The 24,467-nt window shown below is 54.8% G+C and carries 19 protein-coding genes; 5 read left to right on the top strand and 14 right to left on the bottom strand.

All coding sequences use genetic code 11. From position 1 onward, the window contains the following. Entirely contained in the window at positions 1–2,448 is a 2,448-nt protein-coding gene (gene tamL / locus A3841_RS03630) for a translocation and assembly module lipoprotein TamL (protein WP_235861282.1), read from the top strand. 212 nt (positions 2,449–2,660) lie between these two features. Here the strand turns inward: tamL and A3841_RS03625 are convergent, their stop codons facing one another. Beyond that, positions 2,661–4,739 carry an alpha-ketoacid dehydrogenase subunit alpha/beta gene (locus tag A3841_RS03625; protein ID WP_073850945.1) on the bottom strand — a complete coding sequence of 693 codons (2,079 nt, stop codon included), beginning with the start codon at positions 4,737–4,739 and terminating at the stop codon, positions 2,661–2,663. Positions 4,740–5,014: 275 nt separating this feature from the next. Between A3841_RS03625 and hemF the strand changes: the two genes are divergently transcribed. The 4 genes from hemF to A3841_RS03605 are packed head-to-tail and all read left to right on the top strand — an operon-like array spanning position 5,015 to position 9,858. Then, the gene (hemF, locus tag A3841_RS03620) at positions 5,015–5,917 is read left to right on the top strand and encodes an oxygen-dependent coproporphyrinogen oxidase (RefSeq protein WP_073850944.1); all 903 of its coding nucleotides are present in this window, start codon (positions 5,015–5,017) and stop codon (positions 5,915–5,917) included. Continuing rightward, positions 5,917–6,492 carry a phosphatase PAP2 family protein gene (locus tag A3841_RS03615; RefSeq protein ID WP_073850943.1) on the top strand — a complete coding sequence of 192 codons (576 nt, stop codon included), beginning with the start codon at positions 5,917–5,919 and terminating at the stop codon, positions 6,490–6,492. Before hemF ends, A3841_RS03615 begins: the two co-directional genes overlap by 1 nt. Positions 6,493–6,540: 48 nt before the next feature. Beyond that, complete coding sequence (locus A3841_RS03610; RefSeq protein WP_235861281.1) at positions 6,541–8,919, top strand: TonB-dependent receptor; 2,379 nt, start codon at positions 6,541–6,543, stop codon at positions 8,917–8,919. 3 nt (positions 8,920–8,922) lie between these two features. Continuing rightward, the gene (locus A3841_RS03605) at positions 8,923–9,858 is read left to right on the top strand and encodes a DUF4249 domain-containing protein (protein WP_073850942.1); all 936 of its coding nucleotides are present in this window, start codon (positions 8,923–8,925) and stop codon (positions 9,856–9,858) included. A 1-nt stretch (position 9,859) separates the two neighbouring features. Here the strand turns inward: A3841_RS03605 and A3841_RS03600 are convergent, their stop codons facing one another. The 13 genes from A3841_RS03600 to A3841_RS03535 form a co-directional block, all read right to left on the bottom strand. Further along, the gene (locus tag A3841_RS03600; protein WP_073850941.1) at positions 9,860–10,675 is read right to left on the bottom strand and encodes an ion transporter; all 816 of its coding nucleotides are present in this window, start codon (positions 10,673–10,675) and stop codon (positions 9,860–9,862) included. 296 nt (positions 10,676–10,971) lie between these two features. After that, positions 10,972–12,312 carry a DUF2254 domain-containing protein gene (locus tag A3841_RS03590; protein ID WP_073850939.1) on the bottom strand — a complete coding sequence of 447 codons (1,341 nt, stop codon included), beginning with the start codon at positions 12,310–12,312 and terminating at the stop codon, positions 10,972–10,974. 132 nt (positions 12,313–12,444) lie between these two features. Next, positions 12,445–12,810: a cyclic nucleotide-binding domain-containing protein gene (locus tag A3841_RS03585; RefSeq protein WP_073850938.1), complete on the bottom strand. Its 366-nt coding sequence runs from the start codon at positions 12,808–12,810 to the stop codon at positions 12,445–12,447. A 49-nt stretch (positions 12,811–12,859) separates the two neighbouring features. After that, positions 12,860–13,771 (bottom strand): universal stress protein, encoded by a 912-nt coding sequence (locus A3841_RS03580; RefSeq protein WP_073850937.1) that lies wholly within the window; start codon positions 13,769–13,771, stop codon positions 12,860–12,862. An 84-nt stretch (positions 13,772–13,855) separates the two neighbouring features. Continuing rightward, positions 13,856–14,587, bottom strand: coding sequence for a sulfite exporter TauE/SafE family protein (locus A3841_RS03575; protein ID WP_073850936.1), 732 nt, complete (start codon positions 14,585–14,587; stop codon positions 13,856–13,858). Between the two features lie 2 nt (positions 14,588–14,589). Next, positions 14,590–15,060 carry a FixH family protein gene (locus tag A3841_RS03570; RefSeq protein WP_073850935.1) on the bottom strand — a complete coding sequence of 157 codons (471 nt, stop codon included), beginning with the start codon at positions 15,058–15,060 and terminating at the stop codon, positions 14,590–14,592. Between the two features lie 54 nt (positions 15,061–15,114). After that, positions 15,115–16,518 (bottom strand): cytochrome c oxidase accessory protein CcoG, encoded by a 1,404-nt coding sequence (gene ccoG, locus A3841_RS03565; RefSeq protein ID WP_073850934.1) that lies wholly within the window; start codon positions 16,516–16,518, stop codon positions 15,115–15,117. Between the two features lie 225 nt (positions 16,519–16,743). Then, positions 16,744–17,952, bottom strand: a complete 1,209-nt coding sequence (locus A3841_RS03560; protein ID WP_073850933.1) for a c-type cytochrome — start codon at positions 17,950–17,952, stop codon at positions 16,744–16,746. Further along, positions 17,949–18,146, bottom strand: a complete 198-nt coding sequence (locus A3841_RS03555; protein ID WP_073850932.1) for a hypothetical protein — start codon at positions 18,144–18,146, stop codon at positions 17,949–17,951. Before A3841_RS03555 ends, A3841_RS03560 begins: the two co-directional genes overlap by 4 nt. 104 nt (positions 18,147–18,250) lie before the next feature. Further along, positions 18,251–20,440: a cytochrome-c oxidase, cbb3-type subunit I gene (gene ccoN, locus A3841_RS03550; RefSeq protein ID WP_073850931.1), complete on the bottom strand. Its 2,190-nt coding sequence runs from the start codon at positions 20,438–20,440 to the stop codon at positions 18,251–18,253. Positions 20,441–20,635: 195 nt separating this feature from the next. After that, entirely contained in the window at positions 20,636–20,818 is a 183-nt protein-coding gene (gene ccoS, locus A3841_RS03545) for a cbb3-type cytochrome oxidase assembly protein CcoS (protein ID WP_073850930.1), read from the bottom strand. Between the two features lie 97 nt (positions 20,819–20,915). Then, positions 20,916–23,327, bottom strand: coding sequence for a heavy metal translocating P-type ATPase (locus A3841_RS03540; protein ID WP_073850929.1), 2,412 nt, complete (start codon positions 23,325–23,327; stop codon positions 20,916–20,918). A gap of 427 nt (positions 23,328–23,754) precedes the next feature. Beyond that, entirely contained in the window at positions 23,755–24,426 is a 672-nt protein-coding gene (locus A3841_RS03535; protein WP_170866140.1) for a Crp/Fnr family transcriptional regulator, read from the bottom strand. Between the last annotated feature and the right edge of the window lie 41 nt (positions 24,427–24,467).

The raw sequence follows: 24,467 nt of genomic DNA, 5'->3' as shown, positions 1-24,467 counted from the left end.
TTGAGATCACGATTATACATAGCCGCCCTGAGTTTTGCAATGCTGGGCCTGAACGCCTGCATCCCGACCAAAAATCTGGGGGAGGGCGAGAAGCTGCTTGTAAGTATGGAGTCAAGGGGGCTGGAAACCGTGGATCCGACTGCTATTCAGAACCTTTACCAGCAGCGGCCCAACCGCATGGTGCTGGGCTCCACCCCCTACCTGGCGCTCTACAATTTCGGCAAAAAGTTTTACGATCCGCAAAATATCCGGGCAAGGATAGCAAAACAGGAGAACCGGATGGCCACCAAGATACAGGAGGCCGGCACCGACTCCATGAAGGTGAACAAGCTGCGCGACAAGTATAACGCCCGGGTGGAGCGCCTGGAGGACAAGCTGCAGGAGGGCAACCTTGTGATGCAGCTCGGCGAGCCTCCCGCCATTTACGACTCGCTGCGCATGCAGGAGACCATGGACCAGATCGGGATTTACCTGAACTCGAAGGGCTACTTTAACCACAGCGCCGACTATACCCAGCAGGTAAAGCAGGACAAGCTCCTCTACATCGACATCAACATTAAGGAAAACCAGCCCTACCGCTACGCAGAGCTGAGCTATGGCATAGAGGACCCGCGCATCCTGCAGATCGTGAAGCGCAGTGAGCCCAGGTCGCTGCTGCAACTGGGCGAGCGCTACGACGAAGAGCAGCTGACGCTGGAGCGCGACCGCCTCTACGAGCTGCTCAAGAACCGCGGCTACTACGATTTCGCGCGGGCCTACATCGAGTTTGAGGTGGACACCAGCTATGCCGAGAGCACTGCCCGTGTGAAGACCATCATCGAAAGCCCGGAGCAGGACTCAACGCACAAAGTATACACGATAAAGGATGTATACTTTAAAACCGACGCGGACCGCTTCGGCATCCCGCGCGACACGATCGTATACAATGAGGTGAAGTATGTGGCCTACGACCACAAGTATAACCCGCTCATCCTGGACAAGAAAATAGACATTTATCCGGGGCAGCGCTACAGCCAGTTTCGTACACTAACCACGCAGCGCAAACTGGCTGACCTGGACGTTTTCCAGTTTAATAACGTGTTCTACAATAAGGCAGAAACACCCAACGATTCAACCTATGAGTTAATCGCTTTGGTGAATGCACTGCCCGCCAAAAAATTTCAGGAAACGACGGAGCTGGGTATGAACTTTACCGAGAAACGGCCTGGCCCCTTCTCCAGCCTGACGCTGCGTGTGCGCAATGTTTTTGGTGGGGCTGAGAACCTGGACTTCGGCATCCGGGGCGGCATAGAGTACCAGGCCAGCCTTGGCGACGCGGACCAGGCCGTGATGATTAAAGAGTTTGGGGTGAACACCTCCCTGTCGTTTCCAGTTATACTTTTCCCGTTCACGAATAAAAACCTGCTATCGGAGTTCAGTCCGCGTACGCGCTTTACCACCGGCTACAACAGCGAAGACCGACAGGAGTACGTCCGGTCTACCTACGAGCTGGGGCTTGATTATATCTGGCAGCGCTCCCGTACCCCTATGCAGCCGCCCGTGATGCAGTTTATACTTTCGCCGCTCAACTTCAACATTGTGCAGGGCGACATTAAGGACCAGGAGTTCAGAAGCAGGCTGGAGAATAACAGTACCGGCAGCCGCTCCCTGCTCGGCAGTTTCGACGATGGCATCATCTCCTTCGTGGGTTTTAACTTCATCTACAACACCAACGACTTTACCCAGACCCGCAACGCGCACTTCTTCCGCACCCTGGTGGAGCTGGGCGGCCTGACGAAGGAATTGGGCCTGAACCTGGACATCAACAACCTGCGCACCTACCAGTACGGCCGCATCAGTCCGGATTACCGCCGCTACATACCCTTGGGCGGGCAGCGCTACTTTGTGTACCGCGTGAATGCGGGCGTGGCCTCCCCCATGTTCAGCGGCAACACGCTGCCCTACGATAAGTTCTTCTTCGCTGGCGGTGCCTCTAGTGTGCGGGCCTGGCAGTCGCGGCGACTGGGGCTGGGCTCTTATGCGGCTTTAACGGTAACCGAGGATAAGGAGGGCAACAAAATAATTGTGCGCGATTATAACATCGAGCAGCCCGGCGAGGTGCTGCTGGAGGCGAATGTGGAGTACCGCTTTAACATGTTTAGTTTTATTAACGGGGCCTTTTTTGTGGACGCCGGCAACGTGTGGCTGCTGCAGCCGAACCAAAGCATGCCTGGCGCTGATTTTAAGTTCAACCGCTTTTACAGGGAACTGGCCGTGGGCACCGGCTTTGGCCTGCGCTTCGACCTATCGGTACTCATCCTCCGTTTCGACTTCGCCACCAAAGTATACGACCCGGCACAATGGACGGGAAACCGCTTCGTGCTACCCAAATTCAATGTTACGGACTTCTTTACCCAAAACCGCAACAGCCAAAGCACCCTGCAGATTGGTATCGGTTATCCTTTCTAAATTAGACAAGTATAAATCCCAAGTTGCGATTTACTTTGGTGGGAAAGTGAAAACCCACCCTAACTCCTCCAAGGAGGGGAATTCCTGCAAGTGTAAAATAATTCCCCTCCTCGGAGGAGTTAGGGGTGGGTTAATCGCAACTTGAAGTATAAAGTATAAAGCCCAACCAGATCTGGTTGGGCTTTATACTTTATACTTATGAAACCCTATACTTAGTAGCTCAGCAGTTCCTCCATTTGAGCGGCAACCTTATCGGGATTTGGCAGCATCATTTTCTCCAGCTCCACGTTCAGCGGAACGGCTGGCAGGTTAGCGGCGCCTAAAGTATGAATCGGCGCGTCGAGTTTCTGAAAACAGTCTTTCGACAAGCGTCCGGCCAACGATTCGGCAAAGGAGTTCAGTAGTGGCTCCTCCGTGAGCACCAGCGCTTTGCCGTGGAGTTCTACAGAGGCGCGAACCGCCTCATAATCCAGCGGGTTAAGCGTACGCAGGTCCACGATCTCTATACTTCCGGGGAACTGTTTGGAGGCTGTCTTGGCCCAGTAAACCCCCATCCCGTAGGTGATCACGGTCATGCTATTGCCCCTCCGCATCTCCTGCTCGTCGGCTTGCTGCACTATGTTGGCCTTGCCCAGCGGCAGGATGTAGTTTTCGTCCGGCTCCACGGTCTTGGCGTCCTCGGTGCCCGGCACCTTAGACCAGTACAGGCCTTTATGCTCCAGCATCACCACCGGGTTAGGGTCTAGGAAGGCGGCTTTCATCAGTCCCTTCATATCGGCGGCATTGCTGGGGAACACCACTTTGATGCCCCGGATGTTGAGCAGCGTGGATTCTATACTTCCTGAGTGGTACGGCCCGCCGCCGCCGTAGGCCCCGATCGGCACCCGGATAAGCGATTGGATCGGGAACTTGCCCATGCTCAGGTAGCAGCTCTTCGACAATTCTTCCACCAGTTGGTTGATGCCCGGCCAGATGTAATCGGCGAACTGTATCTCCACGATCGCCTTGGCCCCCACCGCCGACATACCGGCCGTCGATCCCACAATGTACGCCTCCTGGATCGGCGTATTGAACACGCGGGCATCGCCATACTTTTTAGCCAGCAGTGCGGCCTCCCGGAAAACGCCACCCAGTTCTCCGCCCACGTCCTGGCCGTAAAACAGTGCCTCCGGGTAGGTTCTCAGGATATCGTCCACGGCATGAAGGGCGGCATCCACCATAATGGTTTTGTCAGCTCCTTTCGGGCTACGCTCTCCCTGCTCCTCAGTTACCGGAGTTGGCGCGAACTCGTGTGTGTTAAAGGTGGCAGGGTCCGGAGATAGGGCGTTCAGGGCGCGTTCATAGTCGTTGGCGACCGTGCGCATGGCCTCTTGCTCCAGCAGTTTTACCTCGTCCACCTCCAGGCCGGCGCCTAAAAGCAGTTCCCGCATTTTTGGAATAGGGTCCTCCACACTGTGCTGCTGCAGGTTTTCGCCCCGGTACCATTCGCGGCGCACACCGGAAGTATGGTGGCCCAGCAGCGGCACTTTGGCATGCACCAATACCGGGCGCCGCACTTTGCGGGCGTACTCTATCGCCACGCGCATGCCCTCATAGGATTCCTCAAAATCAGAGCCGTTCACGCGCAGGCGCTCCAAGCCTTTAAAGCCGGCGGCGTACTCAAAGGCATCCATGGCGCGCATCTCCCTGCCCGTGGCTGAGATGCCCCAGTCGTTGTCCTGCACCAGGTAGATGATGGGCAGCCCCTTGAGCACTGCCATCTGAAAAGCCTCCGCCACCTCTCCCTCTGTCACGGATCCGTCGCCCAGCGAGCACAGCACAACCGGCTTCTCCTCGCCTTTCAGTAGCCCCTGCCCTTCCAGGTACGCCAGACCGTGCGCCATGCCCGTGGCCGGAATCGCCTGCATGCCGGTGGCCGAGCTTTGGTGCGGGATGGTTGGGAAGCCTTCGCGCCTTAGGGATGGGTGCCCGTAGTAGGTGCGGCCTCCGGAGAAAGGGTCATCCGCTTTGGCCATGAGCTGCAGCATGAGTTCGTAAGGCTGCAAGCCCATGCCCAGCAGCATGGAGTCGTCGCGGTAGTAGAGGGCGGCGTAGTCGTAGGGTTTCAGCTGCAGGGCGGCCGCGAGCTGTATGGCTTCGTGGCCGCGCGAGGTGCTGTGCACATACTTGCTGCAGATCGCCTTGTTCTCCTCGTACGTGTCTGCCATGGTTTTGGCAGTAAGCATCAGTCGGTAAGCCTTTTTTAGTAATTCCAGATCGAGTTTAGTGGCTTCCAGGGTTTGTTGTGACATAGGTTGCGTTAAGGTTTGCTCTAAGTTACAAATTTTCTTCTTTTATGTAAAGTGAGAAATGGGTTCGGTAGAGCGGGCAGAATTAGGTACTTTTGCAGTGAAATAAATAGGGGTATCTAGTGCTGTTTAGGATTTCTAATCCGAATCCACTTACTGTGCGGACCGCAAACACGAATGAGCGTAAGGACTGCTATTGTCTTTTGTCACCTAGTCCTTCGGCATGAAAAGTCGCGCTACCTGCTACTAAATACCTGTTACGAAAAAACCGGAAAAAAATGTTCAGAGATAAAGTAGAGGCGTTCATGCGCCAGTTTCAGGAAGACCTTTGCCATGCCCTGGAGACCAGCGACGGTGGTGCCCTGTTTAGCGCTGATGTATGGGAGCACGAGGGTGGCGGAGGCGGTACTTCGCGCGTGATTGAAGGCGGTGATGTGCTGGAGAAAGGCGGGGTTAACTTTTCGGCGGTTTCCGGCGAGCTGTCGCCCCAGTTTCTGAAGGCGCTGCAGATGCCTGACCCGAATTACTTTGCCACGGGCGTGTCTGTGGTGATGCACCCGCACAGCCCTATGGTGCCCATCACGCACATGAACGTGCGCTATTTTGAGGCCGGCAACGGGCAGGCCTGGTTCGGCGGCGGCATCGACCTGACGCCGATCTTCGTGGACGTGAAGCAGGCAATGGAATTCCATGCGCAGATGAAGGCCGTTTGCGACAAGCACCACCCAAGCTATTACCCGGAGTTTAAGAAGTGGGCCGATGATTATTTCTACAACGAGCACCGCGACGAGACCCGTGGCGTGGGCGGCATCTTCTTCGACAGGCTAATGGAGACCGAGGAGATTAGCATGGAGGAACGCTTTGCCTTTGTGCGCGATGTGGCTTATGCTTTCATCCCGTTTTATACTTCCATCATGAACGAGAACCGCGAGCTGCCTTACGGCGAGCGCGAAAAGCAATGGCAGCTGATACGCCGCGGCCGCTACGTGGAGTTTAACCTGGTGTATGACCGCGGCACCAAGTTCGGCTTGCTGACAAAGGGGCGGATTGAATCCATTCTGATGAGCTTGCCGACGCACGCCTCCTGGGTGTATAACTTTACACCGGAGCCGGGCAGCGCGGAGGAGCAGACACTGGGCTACCTCAAAAAGGAAATCGACTGGATTAACATCGCCGAGTAATGCTGGAGACGCTCAAGCAGCTGGACAGGGACCTGTTCATCCACCTCAACGAGATGCACAGCCCTATCTGGGACACCATCATGATCTTCATGTCGGATAAGTATGTCTGGATCCCGTTTTACCTGGGCCTGATCGGTTACCTGGCATGGCGCTACCGCCGGCAAAGTATCGCCATGGTCTTGCTAGTAATTGCATCTATCGGGGCCGCCGATTTTATAGCCTCAGGCCTGATGAAGCCCTACTTTATGCGCCTGCGCCCCTGCCACGACCCCGCGCTGGCCGAGGTGATCAACGTGGTGCAGAACTGTGGCGGCAAATTCGGTTTCATCTCCTCGCATGCGGCCAACACGTTTGCGCTGGCCGTATTCTTTAGCCTCGTGCTATCCGAGCGGTACCTCATCTTTAAGGTGCTGCTGCTCTCCTGGGCGGTTATTGTGACCTACAGCCGTATTTACCTGGGCGTGCACTACCCTTCCGATGTGCTGCTGGGGGCGCTGCTGGGATCCGGGCTGGCGTACCTGGCCTCGTTGGCTTATGGCCTGCTGCTGAGGCGTTATACCTATTTCAGGCTCTGAACCTTTCCGCAGAACGGCTGTTTATGCATGACCTAAACGGCTAACGCATTGCGGCTACTCCTTCATCATACTTTTATACTTCTACTGAGCCTGCTGTGCCTGGCAACTCCCGCTGCGGCACAGTCGGTTTATACTTTGTCGGGGCGCGTGCTGGATGCCACGACCGGTGAGGCACTGGCAGGAGCCGCCGTGGCGCTGAAGGAACGCCCGGCTGCCGGAGCCATCACGGATGCCGCGGGTAGGTATAGTTTTGCTGCTTATGAGGGCATGTATACCCTAGTGGTAAAATACATTGGCTATGAAGCACAGGAGCAGCCCGTGCAGTTCAATCAATCTATAAGTATAACCATACGCCTGACGCCCACCACCTACAAGGTGCAGGAGGTGGAGGTAGTGGCCGAGCGGAAGCCCCCGATCACCGAAACCCCTGTGATGGGCCAGCTGGAGCTGCCGCTGGAGACGATCAAAACGCTGCCGGTGCTCTTTGGGGAGGTGGATATCCTGAAAATTGTGTCGCTGATGCCGGGCGTGAAATCGGCTGGTGAGGGCAGTACGGGCTTTTACGTGCGCGGCGGCGGGGCCGACCAGAACCTGGTGCTCCTCGATAAGGCTATCGTCTACAACCCCGGCCACCTGTTCAACTTCTTTTCCGTCTTCAACAGCGACGCCATCGACCAGACCACCCTCATCAAAGGTAACATGCCAGCGCTCTACGGCGGCCGCCTCTCCTCGGTGCTCGACATCGGCATGAAAGAAGGCGACCTGAACGATTTCCGGGTGGACGGAGGCATCGGGCTGATCGCCTCGCGGCTGTCGGTGCAGGGTCCGCTGGTGGAGGACAAGGCCGCATTCATACTTTCGGGCAGGCGCACCTACGCCGATGTGCTCATGAACCCCTTCCTCAAAAACACGGATCAGGGCGGTGTCCCCTACTATTTCTACGATCTCAACGGCAAGCTCAGTTTTATACTTTCTGAGAAGGACAAGCTATACTTTAGCGGCTACTACGGCCGGGATGTGGGGGAGCTAACGCTCTCGGAAGGGCGCTTTAAGGGGGATTTCTTCTGGGGCAACAGCAGCGCCACCGCCCGTTGGAACCATACTTTCAACGATAAACTGGAGATGGATGTGCATGGGGTGATGAGCAAGTATGATTTTGAGTTCAGCTGGGATTTTGGCGGCTTCACCACCGTGGCTCAAACGGGCGTGCAGGACTACAGCGCCAGTCTCGATTTCAACTATAAGCCCCATGTGCGCCACCACCTGCAGTACGGCCTGCAGTATACGTACCATAAGTTGCTGCCCCGCGCCGGGGAGGCCGAGAGCGCCAGCGGCGAGATCTTCGGCACCGACCAGCTCCTCACCAAGTATGGACACGAGTATGGGTTATACTTATCGGATGATATATACCTGACTGACAGATTGCTGCTTAGCCTTGGCATCCGCAACAGCTACTTCACCCAAACTGGTCCTTTTACCTTTTATCAATTTGATGAGAACCTGCTAACCACAGACTCTACGGTGTATGGCTCCGGCGAGAAAGTAAGGACCTTCAGTGCCTGGGAGCCACGGGTGTCGGCAAAGTATGATATCAACAAAAAGTCTTCTGTAAAAGCAGCTTTCTCCAAATCAGCGCAGTACCTGCACCTTGTCTCTAATGCTTACACCACCCTGCCGCTGGACGTGTGGGCGCCAAGCTCGGCCATGGTAGAGCCGCAGCGGGCCACGCAGTACGCGCTGGGTTACTTCAGAAGTATAAAGGAAAACCAGTACGAGGGCTCGGTGGAAGTATACTACAAGGACCTGGAGAACCAGCTGGAGTACCGCGAGGGCTTTGCCCCCGGCCCCAGCAACCGCGACCTGGAGTATGAGTTTGTGAGCGGCAGCGGCAGATCGTATGGCGTGGAGCTGTTCCTGCGCAAGAACTATGGCGCGCTGCAGGGCTGGTTCGGCTACACCCTCTCCCGCACCACACGTAAATTCCCGGAGCTCAACAAGGGTCATACTTTCCCGGCCCGCTACGACCGCCGCCATGATCTCTCCGTGGTGGGCAGCTACAAGTATAACGACCGGTGGACCTTTGGCGGCAGCTTTGTGTACGGCACCGGCGAGGCCACCACGCTGCCGGTGCGGCGCTACTTCCTGGAGGGCACGGTCAACTACCAGTACGGCGACCGCAACAGCTTCCGGATGCAGCCCACCCACCGCCTCGACCTGTCGGCCACGCTGGAGGGGCGTAAATGGAAGAACATCGAAAACAGCTGGACCTTCTCCATCTACAACGTGTATGGCCGCCGGAACCCCTACTTATACTACATTGACAACGAGGGCAGCGCCTACGACTCCGGCGTGAAACTGCAGGCCAAAAAAGTCTCCATCGTGCCGTTCCCCTTGCCGTCTGTCACGCTAAACTTTACCTGGAAATAACCTATGCGCAGCCCATACTTTATACTTGCCATACTTTGCAGCCTGTTATTTTTTGGTTGTGAGGAGGATATTACGGTAGAAATTCCGGCGGGCGAGGAGCAACTGGTGGTGGAGGGCCACATTGAGCAGGAGGCGTCGCCGGTAGTCGTGCTTACCCGCACCGTTCCAGTATTCACCGAGGTGTCGGTAGAGGCGCTGGCTAAAAGCTTTGTGCACGACGCGCAGGTGCGTGTTACCGTGGATGGGCAAACTTATACTTTAGATGAGGTCCCATTGGCTGCTTTGCCACAGGAGTTAAAGGAATTGATTGCTGTGCAGTTCGGTTTAAGGCCCGAGTTCTTGAGCACCGAAGCAGGGGCGCTGTTTTATGTGTACACATCACAGGAGCTGAAGGGCGAGGTAGGAAAAAGCTACCGGCTGCACATCCGCCACGCGGGGCGCGAGCTAAGCGCTGTCACCACAATCCCGCACCTGAATCCCCTCGACTCCCTCTACACGATCCCGCATCCCAACCCAGAGGAAGACAGCCTGCGCCAGCTCTACTACCGCTACTCCGACCCTGACACGTTGGGCAACACCATCCGCTACTTCACCAAGCGTAACAGTGAGCCATTCTATCCTGGCCTCTTCGCCTCTGTTTTTTCAGATGAATTCATTAACGGCGCCACCATCGATTACCCCCTGGACCGTGGCGAGCCAAAGGGGCAGCAGGAAGTGGACGTGGACCTGTACAGCTACTTCGGGAAGGGCGATACGGTAACGGTTCGCTGGGCGGCCATTGACCAGGCGCATTACCGTTTCTGGTTCACGCTGGAGAACGAGCAGAACAACAATGGCAGCCCCATCTCCTCGCCCAACATCACGCGCTCAAATATACAGGGAGGTTTAGGCATCTGGGGCGGCTACGGCGTTAGTTACCATACCCTTATTATAGAGTGATTTATACTTTAGGCTCGAAGCTGTAGCCGCAGTTGTAGCAAAAATTGGCCTCTGCCAGGTGCCCTTCGGTGTGGCAGTTGGGGCAGACACGGCTCGCAGCCATCCCCTGGCGCTCCGACCGCGACATTTCCACGGTAACGATGCCGGTGGGCACGGCAATGATTCCGTAGCCCATGATCATCACGATGCTGGCCACGAACTGGCCCAAGGCAGTTTGGGGGGCAATGTCACCGTAGCCCACGGTGGTCAGCGTCACGATGGTCCAGTAAATACTTTTCGGGATGCTGGAATAGCCGCTCTCCCGCCCCTCGATCAGGTACATCAAAGAGCCGATGATAACCACCAGCAGCAGTACGGTGCCCAGGAAAACCGCTATTTTCGTTGCGCTGGCCCGTAGCGCCCTGCTTAGCACCTGCCCCTCGTTAATAAACTGCGTGAGCTTGAAGATCCTGGCAACCCGGAGCAGGCGCAGCACCCTGACCACCAGCAGGTACTGCGAACCAAGTATAAACAGGCTGAGATAGGTCGGGAGGATGGCCATCAGGTCCACCAGTCCGAAGAAGGAGAACACATACTTCAGCGGGCGGGGCGTGCTGTAGATACGAAGGAAATACTCGATGGTGAAGAGAATGGTGAACGTCCACTCCAGCCTGTAAAAAAGGGCGGTAAACTCCCTCCTGAGCGACACCACGCTCTCCAGCGACACGACAGCCACACTCAGAACGATGAGCACAAGCAGCGCCACGTCAAATGCCTTTCCCTGGGGAGTGTCAGCCTCAAAAATGAGGCGGTACAACTTTCTTCTGAGTATGCTCATGATGCTTCTGCCTGATAACTAGGCTTTCTACGTATTTTATACTTAGAAGCTATAGCGGCCAACTATGGGCCTGAAGCTGTACTTCATACTTTATGGATTTTAGCCTAGTAATGAGACTGCAATGTATAGATGACCTGCACCGAGTCGCGCTGGAATTTGTATCTGAGCTAGCTCTTGGTGCGGCCCTCATACTCCTGCACCTCCGGCTGTGGTGGACCCAAATCAATTATAACCAGCGTGATTGCATCTGCTTGGTGGTGCTAATCATGTCCCCGCCTGTACTTTAGCCTGAGTACCTAATCCGCGGCGTGAAGGAGGGGCAGCGGCTCATGCTGCAAACCCATCCCGTTGATCTGTTTTAGCAGCAGGTTTATCCGCTTACGATCGCCTGGGTTTTGGATATTCTCCCCTGCATCGTGCAGCAGCAGGCGGGCCTCCCGGTAGAGCACCGGAAGCAGGTGCGGGTAAGGCCTCGCCTTGTACAACAAGCTCTGCAGCATCAGCAGCAGCTTCAGCACGACGACACTGTCTTGCTTGCCGTAAAGGCGCAGCGGGGCGAGGGTTAGCCCGTAAATATCCCCAAACGTCTGGTGCTCGAACCGAACGCGGCCTGCGCCGTTCTTATCGTATAGCACCTTTTCGTTGGTCAGCTGCATCCGTTGTGCAAAAAGGGCCGTGAGGTAATCAATGGCTTTCAGGGCGGTACCGGGGTCGTTAATGCCGGGGCTCAGCGCCTTCACCGCGCTTTCCGTAATGTGCTTTATCCCGAAGATGTAGTTTACGCCCGCCCGTTCTTCCCTGTAAAAGTTCACGTGGCCGAGCAGGCGGTCTGTAAACGCCTCCATGTTGGGGAGCTTTTTGTTGACGCGGGCAAAGGGCACCCCCTCCACCAGGAAACTGCCGAGGGGCTGGTCAAAATCAAGTACCACATCAAACTCCTCCAGAATATGGAGCACGGCTTTCTCGTCCAGGCCCTGCAGGTACCCGGTTACCGGGCTCTTTAGCTGTTGCCACTCCCGCTGCTCAAACACATGGGGCTCCTGCGCTCCCCTGTCACGCTTTATCTCCTCGTCCAACTGCTGGCTTGTTATTTTGTATATACTTTCCAGAATGCTGTCTATCTGCACCGACTCTGTGATAGAATGTATGAAATACACGAAGAAGCCAAGACAGATGATGGCGAATACCATGGAGAGGAAAATAGCAAAGCCAGGCAGGTCCGTACTGTAGGAGTCGGAGTGGATGTTGACCATCACCACCAGCGTATAGATCAGGGTGCCCAGGTATAGTCCCGTCACACTTTGGTTCGACTTATAGCTGATAAGCCCGGGCACCACGCGCGGGGAAAAGTTAGTGCTGGCCTGGTTTAGCACGAGCATCACCATGGTAAAGCTGAAAACGGTCAGGGAGAAGATGCCTGTGGCGATGGTGCTGAGAATCATGTTCGCCGTCTCTCCGTTGCGGATAATCAGGTAAGGTAGTTTCTCGTCCAGGGTTTTACTCAGGCCGAGCGTTTCGAGGTACAGCACCACCAGCGCCAGAGCAAAAAAAGCAATGGAGATGAGGGTGGGGATAAACCCAATGCTCGTGATGATGTACTGGTAAATGAATTTTAGGCGGCTGAGAATCTTATCCATACATGGTGCAGTGGCTCCTGACAGGGCCTTTGTGCTGTATGGTCATACTTTGAAAAATTGGGATGGGTTGTAAACGCAACAGCCACACCGGAAAATCCGGGGTGGCTGTTACTAAGTATAGATCAACCGTACTTACTCGTAGGCAATGCCCGCCAGGTTGGGCTGCTGGCTCATGAGCCGGATAAGGTATAGCCGGAGCGGTGTTATGGTCTGGATGGCCTTGAGCAGCTCCTGCTTCGGAATCTCGACCAGTGCGGCGTCCTCGGCAAGTATGGCCGTGTGGCTGTGCTGCTCCTTCATCAGGTCCTGCAGCCCGATCAGGTGCCCTTGCTGCACAGGGGTTTTCTCCGGGAGGCCCGGCGTAGACACTTCCACGGAGCCCTGCAGTACCAGGAAAAAAGACTCGGCCGGCTCGCCTGTTCTATACAGGCAGGTGCCGGCTTCCAGCCTGTGCTGCATTACGTGCAGCTTTCCCTCTTCTATTGCTTTCTTAAGCATATTCCTCCTTTAGAAATGTTTTAAGATCGTTTGCCGTGCCACCTGCTTTCTAATGTAAATCCCCGGTTACCAGGTTGAAGAGCTGCGGCAGTTGGTTTTGCCTGCTCCTGCAATTGGCGCAGCAGCCGGAGCAGGGCTTGCGCTTATGCTGCCGGTAGGTAAGCAGCGGAATCTGTGTGTGGTAGGCCATCGTTTTAAGGTACGCGTTGCTGAAGAGGCGCTGCATCAGGTAGCTGTCCTGCGTGGCCATGATCAGCATATCGGCTCCCTCCCGCTCGGCGAAGTCGCTGATTCCTTCCAGCACATCCTCTTCCTCCAGCATCCGCACGCGTACCTTGCTGCTGTTCAACTGTGCCTCCACGTCCCGCATGGCCTGGTTTATGGCACTAAGCCGGGGCTGGTCGGCAAGCGAGTATACTTGTACCAGTGATAGCCTGGCTCCTGCCTGCCGGGCAAAGTTATGGATGCGCTGCAGCACCTTGGGGTCTTGGTCGGTAAAGTCGGTGGCGAAAACCAGGTGCTTCAGCTTGTGGTAGTCCTTTCCTTCCGGCAGTACCATTACCGGCACATCCAGTAGCTCCATGATGGCGGCGGCGTGGTCCGTGTCGGGGGCATCCGCCTCAGTTAAGGGCAGCACGCGCATCAGCACCAAGTCTATGGCATAGTCCTGCACCACGGCTTTTATACTTTCATGCAGGCTGCCCGGCCGCACCACGCAGTCAAAGCCTTTCAGGCTGTCATCGTAGTGTTTTGCCAGGTAATGCTCGGAAAAGGCGCGGAGCGCATGAATGGCGCTGCTCTGCTGCGTGAAGGTCAGGGTTGTTGTGCCGGAAGTATACAGCAGCACCAGCTCCACACCCAAGGCCCTGGCCAGGGAGCCGGCGTAGTGCACCAGGTTCTCACTCCCGGCATTAAACTGTACAGGTACAAGCAGGTGCTTGAGGGGTGTCGCCGTCGTCATAGCTTTTGTCCTTTATCTGGTGTAAAGTTAGCCCCGGTTTATACTTGCGGCACTGAGCATGGTCAGCGGGCCCGGTGATTTTTGTCAGTTTTGGGCGGCCTGCTTTGGGTTGGTGCAGCAGCTTATTTCGGTGGTGTTATGCGAGGTATGAGTGATCTTGGGGCTCAGGTACGGGATACCCAGGCTTAGGCCGCGAAGTATAAACAGCACCGCCATCGCCATGCCGGCGTAAGGCACCAGGCGGTTAAAACTACCACGAAGCCTCAGGCTGATAAACTTGCCGGATAGCGACACGAGGAACATAAGCGGGAAGGTGCCCAGCCCGAACAGCAGCATGTAGAGCATGGCGCCCGGCACCCCCGGCGCACTGATGGCACCTGCCAGGGCAATGTACACAAAGCCGCATGGCAGCAGCCCGTTCAGCAGGCCCACCATAAACAGGGCGCCCAGGTTATCGCGCCCGAAGAAGTGGCCGAGCCTTTGCCGCACCCAGGCAACGGCTTTATCAGTGCCCAGAAAGCTGCCGGCCCTGCCTTTAAGAGCGGCCGGGGCAACAATCAGGAAAAGTATGAGCAACCCTGAAACGATAGAGACCACTTGCTGTAGCCCCGCCATTTGCAGCGATTGCCCGAAGGCACCTGCCAGTGCGCCCAGCAAGGAGTAGGTAACCAGGCGCCCCCCATTGTACAGGAGCCGGCCGGCGTAGTAACGCCAGCCGCTGCTCCTGCCAAATGGTAAGGCCATGGCTATCGGGCCGCACATCCCGACGCAATGGAAACTGCCTAAAAGTCCGAATAAAAAACCAGCCCAGATCATGGCTACTTTATTTGTATGGTCTTTTCTGTGTAATATTCTTGGTTGTCTGCGTTAAAGCTCACGCGCACTTTCCAGATGCCGCTCGCCAGGTCGGACACCTCCAGCAGCTGGCTTTGGTCGCGGCCCAGTTGCAGCGGAACCTGCTTGTCGAGCTTGTCGTCTGAAGGGCGGAACAACGTGATCGTGCCGCTTGGGTTCATGCCTCTGTAGGTAGCAGGCAGCTGCAGCAGCAGGGTCTGCTCCCCTGCTTTGTACTCCACTATCACATCACCCAGCGCCTGGGTACGTTTCACCCTGTCTATCTGGTCCTGGTACTTGATCTCCTTCTCGTAATAGTCCTTGCTCACCAGGTCCACGTCCTGGTTCATGGCCTTGTACACAAACATGGCAATGTAACTCATAAACAGCACCATGGCCACAACGATGGCATAGGGCCAGAGGGTGAAGCTGTTCTTTTTATCTTTCGTACTCATTTCGTCTTCTTCTTTAGTTGTTGCCCCTGTGACCAGGGGAATTTTCATACTTCCTTAGTTGGCCGGGCCCAGGAACTTGGTGTCGGTGGTGGTGATCAGTTCCCCGCCACTGTACACCCCGATCTCGATTTCAGAGTTCAGGCCCGAGAGTTGCTCTTTGGCTATCTCTGTGAAGAAAACGCCCTCGGCGATGCCCTGTGCTGGAAGTATAAGCTCGCTGCCAATCACTTTTATAGAACCTTCCTTGTTCAGCAGCTTCAGGGTAAGCGGCATGTCGTGGTTGGTTTTGTTGATGACAGAGATATTGTACAGGTTTTTGATGTGGCCCTGCTCGGTTTTCTGGTACAGCTGGCCCGGGGTACGAAGTATGGTGGCCTCCGCCTCGTCGCGGGTGAGCAGCAGGGCGGTAAGGGCAGTCATGAGTACAACCAGCACCGCCGTATAGCCCATCACACGGTTGGTGAAGAACGTCCATTTCTTACCTGTCTCAATCGCCTCCTCAGACTCGTAGCGGATCAGGCCCTCAGGCTTATCGATCATGCGCATGATGTCGTTGCAGGCGTCGATGCAGGCGGTGCAGTTAATGCACTCCAGCTGCTGCGCCCCGTTGCGGATGTCGATGCCGGTGGGGCATACCTGCACGCACTGGTTGCAGTCGATGCAGTCTCCCTCGGTACGCTCCTGGTTTTTGCGCAGCTTGCCGCGCGGCTCCCCGCGTCCGTAGTCGTAGGCGACCACCACCGTCTTTTTGTCCTGCATCACGCCCTGCAGGCGGCCGTAGGGGCAAACTATGGTGCAGACCTGCTCCCGGAACCAGGTAAACACCCAGAAGAACATGCCGGTAAACACCACCATGGCGCCAAAGCCGGCCGTGTGCTCCAGCGGGCCGTCCGTGATGATCTTCTTCAGCTCATCAACTCCGATGATGTAGGCCAGTAAAACGTTGGAGATTATAACCGAGATCAGGAGGAAAATGGTGAGCTTGGATCCCTTTTTCAGGATCTTCTCTGCGTTCCAGGGCATTCTGTCCAGGGCGCGCTGCTTGCTGTAGTCCCCCTCAATGGCATATTCTATCCGGCGGAAGACCATCTCCATGAAAATGGTCTGGGGGCAAACCCATCCACAGAAGATACGCCCGTATACGACCGTGAAAAGTATAATGAAGACCACCAGCGCCAGGAAAGCCACCACAAGTATAAAGAAGTCCTGCGGCCAGAACAGCACGCCAAAAATCACGAACTTGCGCTCCACCACGTTGAGCATGAGCAGCGGCAGCCCGTTTATCTTGATAAAGGGTCCGGCAAACAACAGGGCCAGCAGGAAATAGCTGACGTACTTGCGGTAATTGTACAGCTTGCCTTTCGGCTTCCGGGGGTACACCCAAACGCGTTTCCCCTGGTCATCTACCGTAGAGATGTGGTCCCGAAATTCATCGGTTGGTTTTGCTTTAGTTGCCATGGCAGTGGTAATTTGTGCGGATATTATTCCTGCCTGTTATAAAAAGTGGAAAATGAGAATGTAGCGATTGCTTGAATCTGCTGTCACAAAATTCTGCATTTGGCCCCTGCTAAAAGATGACAAAAGTCATTTACAGGGGTGATTATCATCAGTAATGGAAACAAAAAGCAGCAGGAACTTCTGACGTCAAAGTACCTGCTGCTTTTCTATACTTATGCGTTATACTTACTCTTTATCGCCCTGCGGCTCTTTGGCGTTAGCCGGGTTGGTGCCCTGCAGGCTCAGGATGTAACTGGATACCTCCAGGATCTGGTCTTTGGTAAGCTTGCCCTGCCATGGAACCATGCCTTTGGCCGGCACGCCATACTTAATGGTCTTGAAGATTTCGTTCACATCGCCACCATGCAGCCAATACTCGTCCGTCAGGTTAGGGCCTACAGTGCCCTGGCCCTCAGTGCCGTGGCAGGCCGCGCAGTTCGTATTGTAGATCGACTTGCCGGACTCCAGGGCGGCAGCTTCTGTCAGCACCTCGTAGTCGGTTACAGCGTTAGGGTCATCGGCATTGTTGGCTGCGAATACAGCCGCTTCCTGCATCTCCATCTCATACTCTTCATCTTGGAGCGCGCCAGTTTTGAACACATGGTAGTGCAGCATGTACCCTACGGCGAAAATGATGGTCACGTAGAAGAGGGCTTTCCACCAGGGTGGCAGGTCATTGTCATACTCCTGTATACCGTCAAAGTCGTGGGTGGAGTGGATCTTGTCCTTGGCCTTGCCTGTCATCACGGTGGCGTCGCCTTTGAGCAGGAACAGCACACGGCCGGCAAAGGAGCTTCGGAAATCCTCGTCGTAGATCGACTCACCCAACATCGGAATGAAGAGGCGGAACATCATGACCAGCACCAGCGCCGTCAGAAGTATGATGAGCGCCGCCAGCAAAAACGTATACAACAGTACCGGTGGCAGGTCCAGGAAATCCACCTCTGCCTGTGCTGCGGGCGGCGTAGCGGTAGCATCGGTTGCCTCAGCCACAGGGGCGACCTCGGCCGCTGCTGCCGGTTTGCTGCTCTCGTCCTTTATATAGGCGATCACGTTCTTGATCTCGTCCTCCGAGAGCGAGGTGCCGAAGGCGGGCATCGGCATCTTGTTAAACTTCTCGAAAACTTCCACCGCGTCTTTATCGCCGGCCTGCACCAGCTCCTGCGAGTTCTGGACAAACTTCACCAGCCACTCATCGCCGCGGCGCTCGTGCACGTTCTTCAGGGCGGGACCCACCACGTTGGCGTCTATGCTATGGCAAACGGCGCAGTTGGCATCAAACACGGCTTTACCGGCAACGGCATCCTGGGCCTGTACAGCTGGCGATCCTGCCAGAAGCAGGCCAGCCGCGAGGGCAAGGCCGCTTTTTGCTATCAGATTCTTTAAAGGGCTCATTGTTTTGCGCTGTCTAAAGTGGTGATCTCGTGGTTCTCGTCTTCGCAGGCAATACTGCTCATGGACTGCAGGTACTTTTTGTCCATCAAGGCAACATACACCAGCAGGCCCAGGAAAAACAGAAAGAAAATTGAGAAGGAGATGAGCGGGTATATTTCGATGCCTTCTATGGCTTGCAAAACGTTCTTATACATTGTTTTATACTTTATGACACTCGTATCACGTATCTCGAATCAAGTATCACGACTATATACTTTCCTGAAGTCGTGTGTCGTGATACGTGATACTTGTTTCGGTTTTATTTCACTTCATCCTTCACCTTGATGTCCGTGCCCAGGCGCTGCAGGTAGGCAATCAGGGCCACGATCTCCGTTTCCGGACTTACCTCGATGCCCTCCTTCGCCAGTTGGCCTGTAATCACTGTGGCCTGCGCCATCAGCTCCTCGTTGGCATTGGCAATGTACTCCTCCTCATAAGGTACCCCCAGCTGCTTCAGCGTCTTTAGTTTAGCCTGGGTGGTGCTCATGTCAATCTCCTGCTCAAACAACCATGGGTAAGCTGGCATGATAGAGCCCGGTGACATAGAGGTTGGGTCCATCATGTGGTGGTAGTGCCAGCTGTGCGGATACTTACCTCCCACCCTATGCAAATCCGGACCGGTACGTTTGGAGCCCCAAAGGAAGTTGTGGTCATACACGAACTCACCTGCCTTGGAGTATTCACCGTAACGCTCTGTCTCAGACCTAAACGGACGTACCATTTGGGTGTGGCAGTTTACGCAACCCTCTTTGATGTAGAGGTCACGGCCCTGCAGCTCCAGCGAAGTATAAGGCTTCACGCTGGCGATGGTTGGCACGTTCGACTTGATCACGAAGGCTGGAATAAACTCTACCAGGCCGCCGATCAGGATGGCTACGGTTGCCCAGATAGCCATCTGCATCGGGCGCTTCTCGATCCAGGCGTGCCAGTGGCCGGCGTTGGCGCTTTCTGCTTTCACAATTACTGGGGCCTCTGTTCGCTCGTTGGCCACCAGGCTGCCAGACTTGGCGGTTTTGTAGAGGTTGTACACCATCAGGAATACACCGCTTAGGTAAAAGATGCCGCCGATGCCACGCAGGTAGTACATGGGCACGATCTGCAGCACTGTTTCCAGGAAGTTAGAGTACTGCAGGGTGCCTTCTGCCGTGAACTGCTTCCACATCAGGCCTTGCGTAAAGCCTGCCCAGTACATGGGGATGGCGTAAAAAAGAATGCCCAGGGTGCCCAGCCAGAAGTGGGCGTTGGCCATTTTTTTAGAGAATAGCTCTGTTTTGTAAAGGCGTGGGAACAGCCAGTATAGCATGGCAAATGTCAGGAAGCCATTCCAGCCAAGCGCCCCCACATGTACGTGTGCTACGATCCAGTCAGTAAAGTGCGCGATGGCGTTTACGTTCTTCAGAGAAAGCATCGGTCCCTCGAAGGTAGCCATGCCGTAGGCCGTGATGGCCACCACCATGAACTTGAGGATCGGCTCCTCGCGAACCTTGTCCCAGGCGCCGCGCAGTGTCAGCAGACCGTTGATCATACCGCCCCAGCTTGGAGCAAGCAGCATCACAGAGAAAGCAACGCCTAATGACTGCGCCCAGTCTGGAAGGGAAGTATAAAGCAAGTGGTGCGGACCAGCCCAGATGTAGATGAAGATCAGCGACCAGAAGTGAATGATGGACAGGCGGTAAGAGTATACCGGTCGGTTTGCGGCCTTAGGCAGGAAGTAGTACATCAGGCCCAGGAACGGCGTAGTCAGGAAGAACGCCACCGCGTTGTGGCCATACCACCACTGCACCAGCGCATCCTGCACCCCGGCGTAGCCAGAGTAGCTTTTGAAAAGGTTTACCGGCAGGGCGTAAGAGTTTACGATGTGCAGCACGGCCACCGTCAGGAACGTGGCAATGTAGAACCAGATGGCTACGTACATGTGCTTCTCGCGGCGCTTGGCAATCGTACCAAACATGTTCCAGCCAAATACCACCCAGATTACGGTAAGCAGGATGTCGATTGGCCACTCCAGCTCGGCATACTCCTTGGAGGAGGTCATGCCAAGCGGCAGGGTGATCACAGCCAGCACAATAACTGTTTGCCAACCCCAGAAGTGTATTTTACTGAGCAGATTGGAGTACATGCGGGCCTTACAAAGGCGTTGCAGCGAGTAGTAAACCCCCATGAAGATCGCGTTCCCCACAAAGGCAAAGACCACGGCGTTGGTGTGCAGTGGCCTTACGCGGCCGAACGTGGTATACTGGTTGCCCATGTTCACGTCCGGGTTCGCCAGCTGAAAGGCGATGATCACGCCGATCAGCATACCGGCAACGCCCCAGAACACGGTGGCTATACCAAAGTCGCGTACGATCTTGTTGTCATAAAAAAACGTGTCTGTCGCTCCCGCATCCCGGCCCTTCGGCTTTAATTTGTCGGGTGCATTGTCTAAGACTTCGGCTACATTAGTTGACATGTGCGGTGTCCTCCATTTTTGTTTAAGTGTTTGTATCTCAGGTTTTGTTTTTGCTTTTATACTTGCCACCCTGAAACCCGGCGGCTAAGGCAGCTTTAAAAAACGCCCCTTTTCAAGTTTCAAAATTGGGTAGGAATGCGTTTTTAAAAGATGACCAAAGTCACTTTCAGAAGTGATTGATATCAGCTGCAGTTGTCAGGAAGTGCTTTTATCGTCTTTCCGGGCAGGTTTTGCGGGTGTTTCATTGTCGAAGAGCATGCGTACGGCCGGTGTATAGTCGTCGTCGTACTGGCCGGAACGCACTGCCCAGAGGAAAGCCACCAGAAAAGCCGCCGCCACCGACACACTCACCGCGATCATTAAAAAGATGATATACATGTTGAGTTAGAAAGTTAGAAGGTTAAAAAGTTAGAAAGTATGAGTTTTAGCATGACTGACAGTTCGCGACTCAATACTCCATATTCATTAATCATTATTACAACCCCGCCCGTTTGGCGGCAAACTTTACGGATAAGGTGGCAAAGATGATCACGCTGAGCGAGCTGATGGGCATGAGGATAGCAGACACCAGGGGCGAGAAAAGCCCCTGTACGGCCAGGGTCAGGCCGATCACGTTGTAAACCAGCGACACGGCAAACGTAGCAAGTATGATCTTCATCGTTTTCCTGGAGAAGCCCAGGAACTTGCTCAGCTTATCAAAGGCAGCCGCATCAAGTATGGCATCGCAGGACGGCGAGAAATTCGTAACGCTGTTGCTCAGGGCAATACCCGCATCGCTTTGCTTCAGGGCGCCCGCATCGTTCAGGCCATCTCCTACCATTAATACCTTATGCTGCCTGTCTTTCAACTGCTGAATGTACTCCAGCTTCTGTAGCGGGCTTTGGTTGAAGCTGAGTTCCGCTTCGGTGCCCAGCAGATCTTGCAGGCGTGCCTGTTCATGGTCGTTGTCACCAGAGAGCACGGCCAGCTTTTTGCCTTCCAGTTCGTGCAGGATATGCTTCAGGCCTTTCCGGTACACGTTGTAAAACGTGTAGTATCCCAGCAGCACGCCGTCTACAGACACATATACTGTTGTTTTAAGCGTGTCTGAGCCTGTATCCGCTTTAACGCCTAAGTATGAGGCGGATCCGATCCGAATAACAGCGTCGTTTATTTCACCAACAAGCCCTTTACCGGCAATCTCCTTAAAGTGCGACACGGGCACCACCTCCCCTTGCAGGCTCTGGAAAATGCGCTGGCTTAGAGGGTGTGTCGAGTGGCTGAGCACGGATTTTATACTTTGCAGCTGCGCTTCTGAAAGGGTTTTACCGGTATAGCTGATCTCTGCCGCACTCGGCTCGGTAAGCGTGCCCGTCTTATCGAACACGATGGTGTCTATTTTGGCGAGTGTCTCTACGACACTGGTGTTTTTCAGGTAAAACTTATTGCGGCCGAACACGCGCAGGGTATGGCCATGCACAAACGGCGTTGCCAGGGACAAAGCACACGGGCAGGCAATGATCAGCACGGAAGTAAAGGCTTTCATGGCCATCTCCGTATCGCGCGGCACCCAGTACACCAAAGAACCGGCCGCAACCAGCATGGTAACTATGATGAACCACTTCCCTGCCACGTTAGCGTAGGTATTGACACTTTGCGCTTCTTCCTTCGAGAAAACGCTATCGTTCCAGAGTTGCGTCAGATACCCTTGCGATACTTCTTTGACCACCTCCAGCTCTACGCTCTCGCCTACCTGCCGACCCCCGGCGTAGATCACTTCGCCCATCACCTTCTCCACCGGCTCCGACTCCCCGCTCACGAAACTATAGTCGATCATGGCCTGGCCGCGTAAAAGTATGGCATCGGCAGGGATAAGTTCCTGGTTCCTGACGCGGATGCGGTCGCCTACCTTCAGGTTTCGTACAGCCACAGCCGCTTCTTCTCCCCCCTCCTTCAGCACCGTTACCGACACCGGAAAGTAGGAAGTATAGTCCCTGTCGAAGGAAAGGGTATCATATGTTTTCTGCTGAAAGTACTTGCCGATCAGCATGAAGAACACCAGGCCGGTAAAAGAGTCGAAGTAGCCGGGGCCGCTGCCTGTCACCACCTGGTAGATACTGGTGAAGAAAAGCGCCAGCAGGCCCGTGGCAATGGGCAGGTCAATGTTAACCATGCGCTGCTTTATACCTTCCCAGGCGGAAGTAAAGAAGCCGCGCGCACTATAAAAGAAAACCGGGATGGACAGCAGAAAGCTCAGGTAGCCGAAAAACGAGCCAAAGGTGCGCTGCAAGCCCTCTGTGATGGCCAGGTAATCCGGGAAGGCAAGCAACATGACGTTGCCGAAGCAAAAGCCGGCTATCCCCAGTTTGTAAATAATGGTGCGGTTGGGCTTGGAGGTTTTCTTTCCGTCGGTATCTGCCAGCGTTATCTCAGGCTCGTACCCGATGCGCGCCAGCAGTGTCACAACTTCGCGCAGCGTGGTCTTCTGCGGGAAATACGTGAGCGACACCTCTTTGCGCAGGAAGTTAACCGTAGATTCTGATATGCCCGGATTGAGTTTAAACAGGTTCTCGAGCAGCCAGATACAGGAGCTGCAGTGCATCTGCGGGATGTAGAAAGTGATTTTGCAGATCGCCTCGCTCTTGAAACTAATAAGTTGGGCTTCAACGCCCGCATCGTCTAAATAGGCAAAGCGGGATTCGGAGCCTTTTAACTTACCCGTGATGCCCGGGTTCTCTTCCAGGTTATAGTAGGTGCAGAGGTTATTTTCCTCCAGCAGCTCATAAACGTTCTTGCAGCCGGAGCAGCAAAAGCTTTTGTCGTGCGCCACCACCACTTCCTCCACGCACTTGTCGCCGCAGTGGTAACAGGTCTGTACCTCAGTGCCTAAAGCAGCTTTTGTAGCCATAGTATCTCATTTTTACCTGTACAAAGGTAGATTTGGCAGTTGCCCGAAAAGATGATAATAATCAGTTTTGTTGTTGATACTTATCAGTGTGCATCAAAGCGAATAGCCTGACATTTGTATCGTTGGGTTGATCGGGAGGCCACAGCATAAGGCGCGCCTGGTAACGCACGAATAATAAGGAACAGTGCTTTGCAGTGGTTTAAGGTGAGACAGAGCTACTAATGCCGAGGCTGTGGATCGGGTACAGTAAGGTGAGGACCCGAAGCAGCCTTGGCGCAAAGCCATACCTGGATAGAATAGTTTAGTGTTTAGTTAAGTATACATGGTGTTGGCGTGTCGTATAAACCATACGAACGCAAAAAGGCCGGCTGTTTTGCAGCCGGCCTTTTGTATTTAGTAAAAAATAAATCCTGCTGAGAGTTCCGCCTCAATCATAGAGGTGGCAGATGTTATAGAGTTTTTCGGCATCCAGTATGGTGATGCTGCTGCCCTTGGTGGAGATGATCTGCTCCTCCTTTAGCTCGGAAAGCAGGCGGATGGTGGTTTCCTTCGCCGTGCCCACAATGGAGGCCAGGTCTTCGCGGGAGATGGCGATCGTGAAGTTTTCCTCGCTCCCGCCCTGCTGGTATGTTTTCTGCAGCAGCAGCAGCGCTTCCGCCAACCGCTCCCGCACCGGTTTGTACGCCAGCTGCGTCATGCGCTCCTCTGCGTTTCCCAATGCCTTCGAGAGCAGCTTCATCAGCCCGTTCGAGAAATCCATGTTCTCGTGTATCAGGTCCATGAAATGCGATTTAGGCACGAAGCACACCACGGCATCATCCATCGCCACAGCCGAGGCAGAATAATTTGAGTCCGCCATCAGGGCGCGGTAACCGATCACATCACCGGGCTTAGCCAGGCGGATGATCTGCTCTTTCCCGTCGCTTCCCATCTTGCATACTTTCACTTTGCCGGAGTGCACGCAGTGGAGGCCGGCCGGCTTAGAACCCTCGTTGAAGATCACCTGCCCCTTCCGGTACAGGCAGCTTGATTTGTTGGCAGACAGCTCTTCCAGCTCATCGCCGCGGCAACAGCCCAGCAGTGAGTCTTTTCTGCTCATACATTGTTGGCAATCCGGTGGTGTGAACTTCATGCTGACTC

Origin of the sequence: Pontibacter flavimaris (genome assembly GCF_001907195.1) — a bacterium.
Classification (GTDB): Bacteria; Bacteroidota; Bacteroidia; order Cytophagales; family Hymenobacteraceae; genus Pontibacter; species Pontibacter flavimaris.
The sequence above is the reverse complement of the archived record's forward strand: the minus strand, read 5'-3'. Positions and strand labels throughout refer to the sequence as shown.

What these genes read in the sequence shown, in the direction of transcription:
- A3841_RS03625 (WP_073850945.1), bottom strand. Translation starts at nt 4,739, where the DNA reads ATGTCACAACAAACCCTGGAAGCCACTAAACTCGATCTGGAATTACTA.
- hemF (WP_073850944.1), top strand. Translation starts at nt 5,015, where the DNA reads ATGTTCAGAGATAAAGTAGAGGCGTTCATGCGCCAGTTTCAGGAAGAC.
- A3841_RS03615 (WP_073850943.1), top strand. Translation starts at nt 5,917, where the DNA reads ATGCTGGAGACGCTCAAGCAGCTGGACAGGGACCTGTTCATCCACCTC.
- A3841_RS03605 (WP_073850942.1), top strand. Translation starts at nt 8,923, where the DNA reads ATGCGCAGCCCATACTTTATACTTGCCATACTTTGCAGCCTGTTATTT.
- A3841_RS03600 (WP_073850941.1), bottom strand. Translation starts at nt 10,675, where the DNA reads ATGAGCATACTCAGAAGAAAGTTGTACCGCCTCATTTTTGAGGCTGAC.
- A3841_RS03590 (WP_073850939.1), bottom strand. Translation starts at nt 12,312, where the DNA reads ATGGATAAGATTCTCAGCCGCCTAAAATTCATTTACCAGTACATCATC.
- A3841_RS03585 (WP_073850938.1), bottom strand. Translation starts at nt 12,810, where the DNA reads ATGCTTAAGAAAGCAATAGAAGAGGGAAAGCTGCACGTAATGCAGCAC.
- A3841_RS03580 (WP_073850937.1), bottom strand. Translation starts at nt 13,771, where the DNA reads ATGACGACGGCGACACCCCTCAAGCACCTGCTTGTACCTGTACAGTTT.
- A3841_RS03575 (WP_073850936.1), bottom strand. Translation starts at nt 14,587, where the DNA reads ATGATCTGGGCTGGTTTTTTATTCGGACTTTTAGGCAGTTTCCATTGC.
- A3841_RS03570 (WP_073850935.1), bottom strand. Translation starts at nt 15,060, where the DNA reads ATGAGTACGAAAGATAAAAAGAACAGCTTCACCCTCTGGCCCTATGCC.
- ccoG (WP_073850934.1), bottom strand. Translation starts at nt 16,518, where the DNA reads ATGGCAACTAAAGCAAAACCAACCGATGAATTTCGGGACCACATCTCT.
- A3841_RS03560 (WP_073850933.1), bottom strand. Translation starts at nt 17,952, where the DNA reads ATGAGCCCTTTAAAGAATCTGATAGCAAAAAGCGGCCTTGCCCTCGCG.
- A3841_RS03555 (WP_073850932.1), bottom strand. Translation starts at nt 18,146, where the DNA reads ATGTATAAGAACGTTTTGCAAGCCATAGAAGGCATCGAAATATACCCG.
- ccoN (WP_073850931.1), bottom strand. Translation starts at nt 20,440, where the DNA reads ATGTCAACTAATGTAGCCGAAGTCTTAGACAATGCACCCGACAAATTA.
- ccoS (WP_073850930.1), bottom strand. Translation starts at nt 20,818, where the DNA reads ATGTATATCATCTTTTTAATGATCGCGGTGAGTGTGTCGGTGGCGGCG.
- A3841_RS03540 (WP_073850929.1), bottom strand. Translation starts at nt 23,327, where the DNA reads ATGGCTACAAAAGCTGCTTTAGGCACTGAGGTACAGACCTGTTACCAC.
- A3841_RS03535 (WP_170866140.1), bottom strand. Translation starts at nt 24,426, where the DNA reads ATGAGCAGAAAAGACTCACTGCTGGGCTGTTGCCGCGGCGATGAGCTG.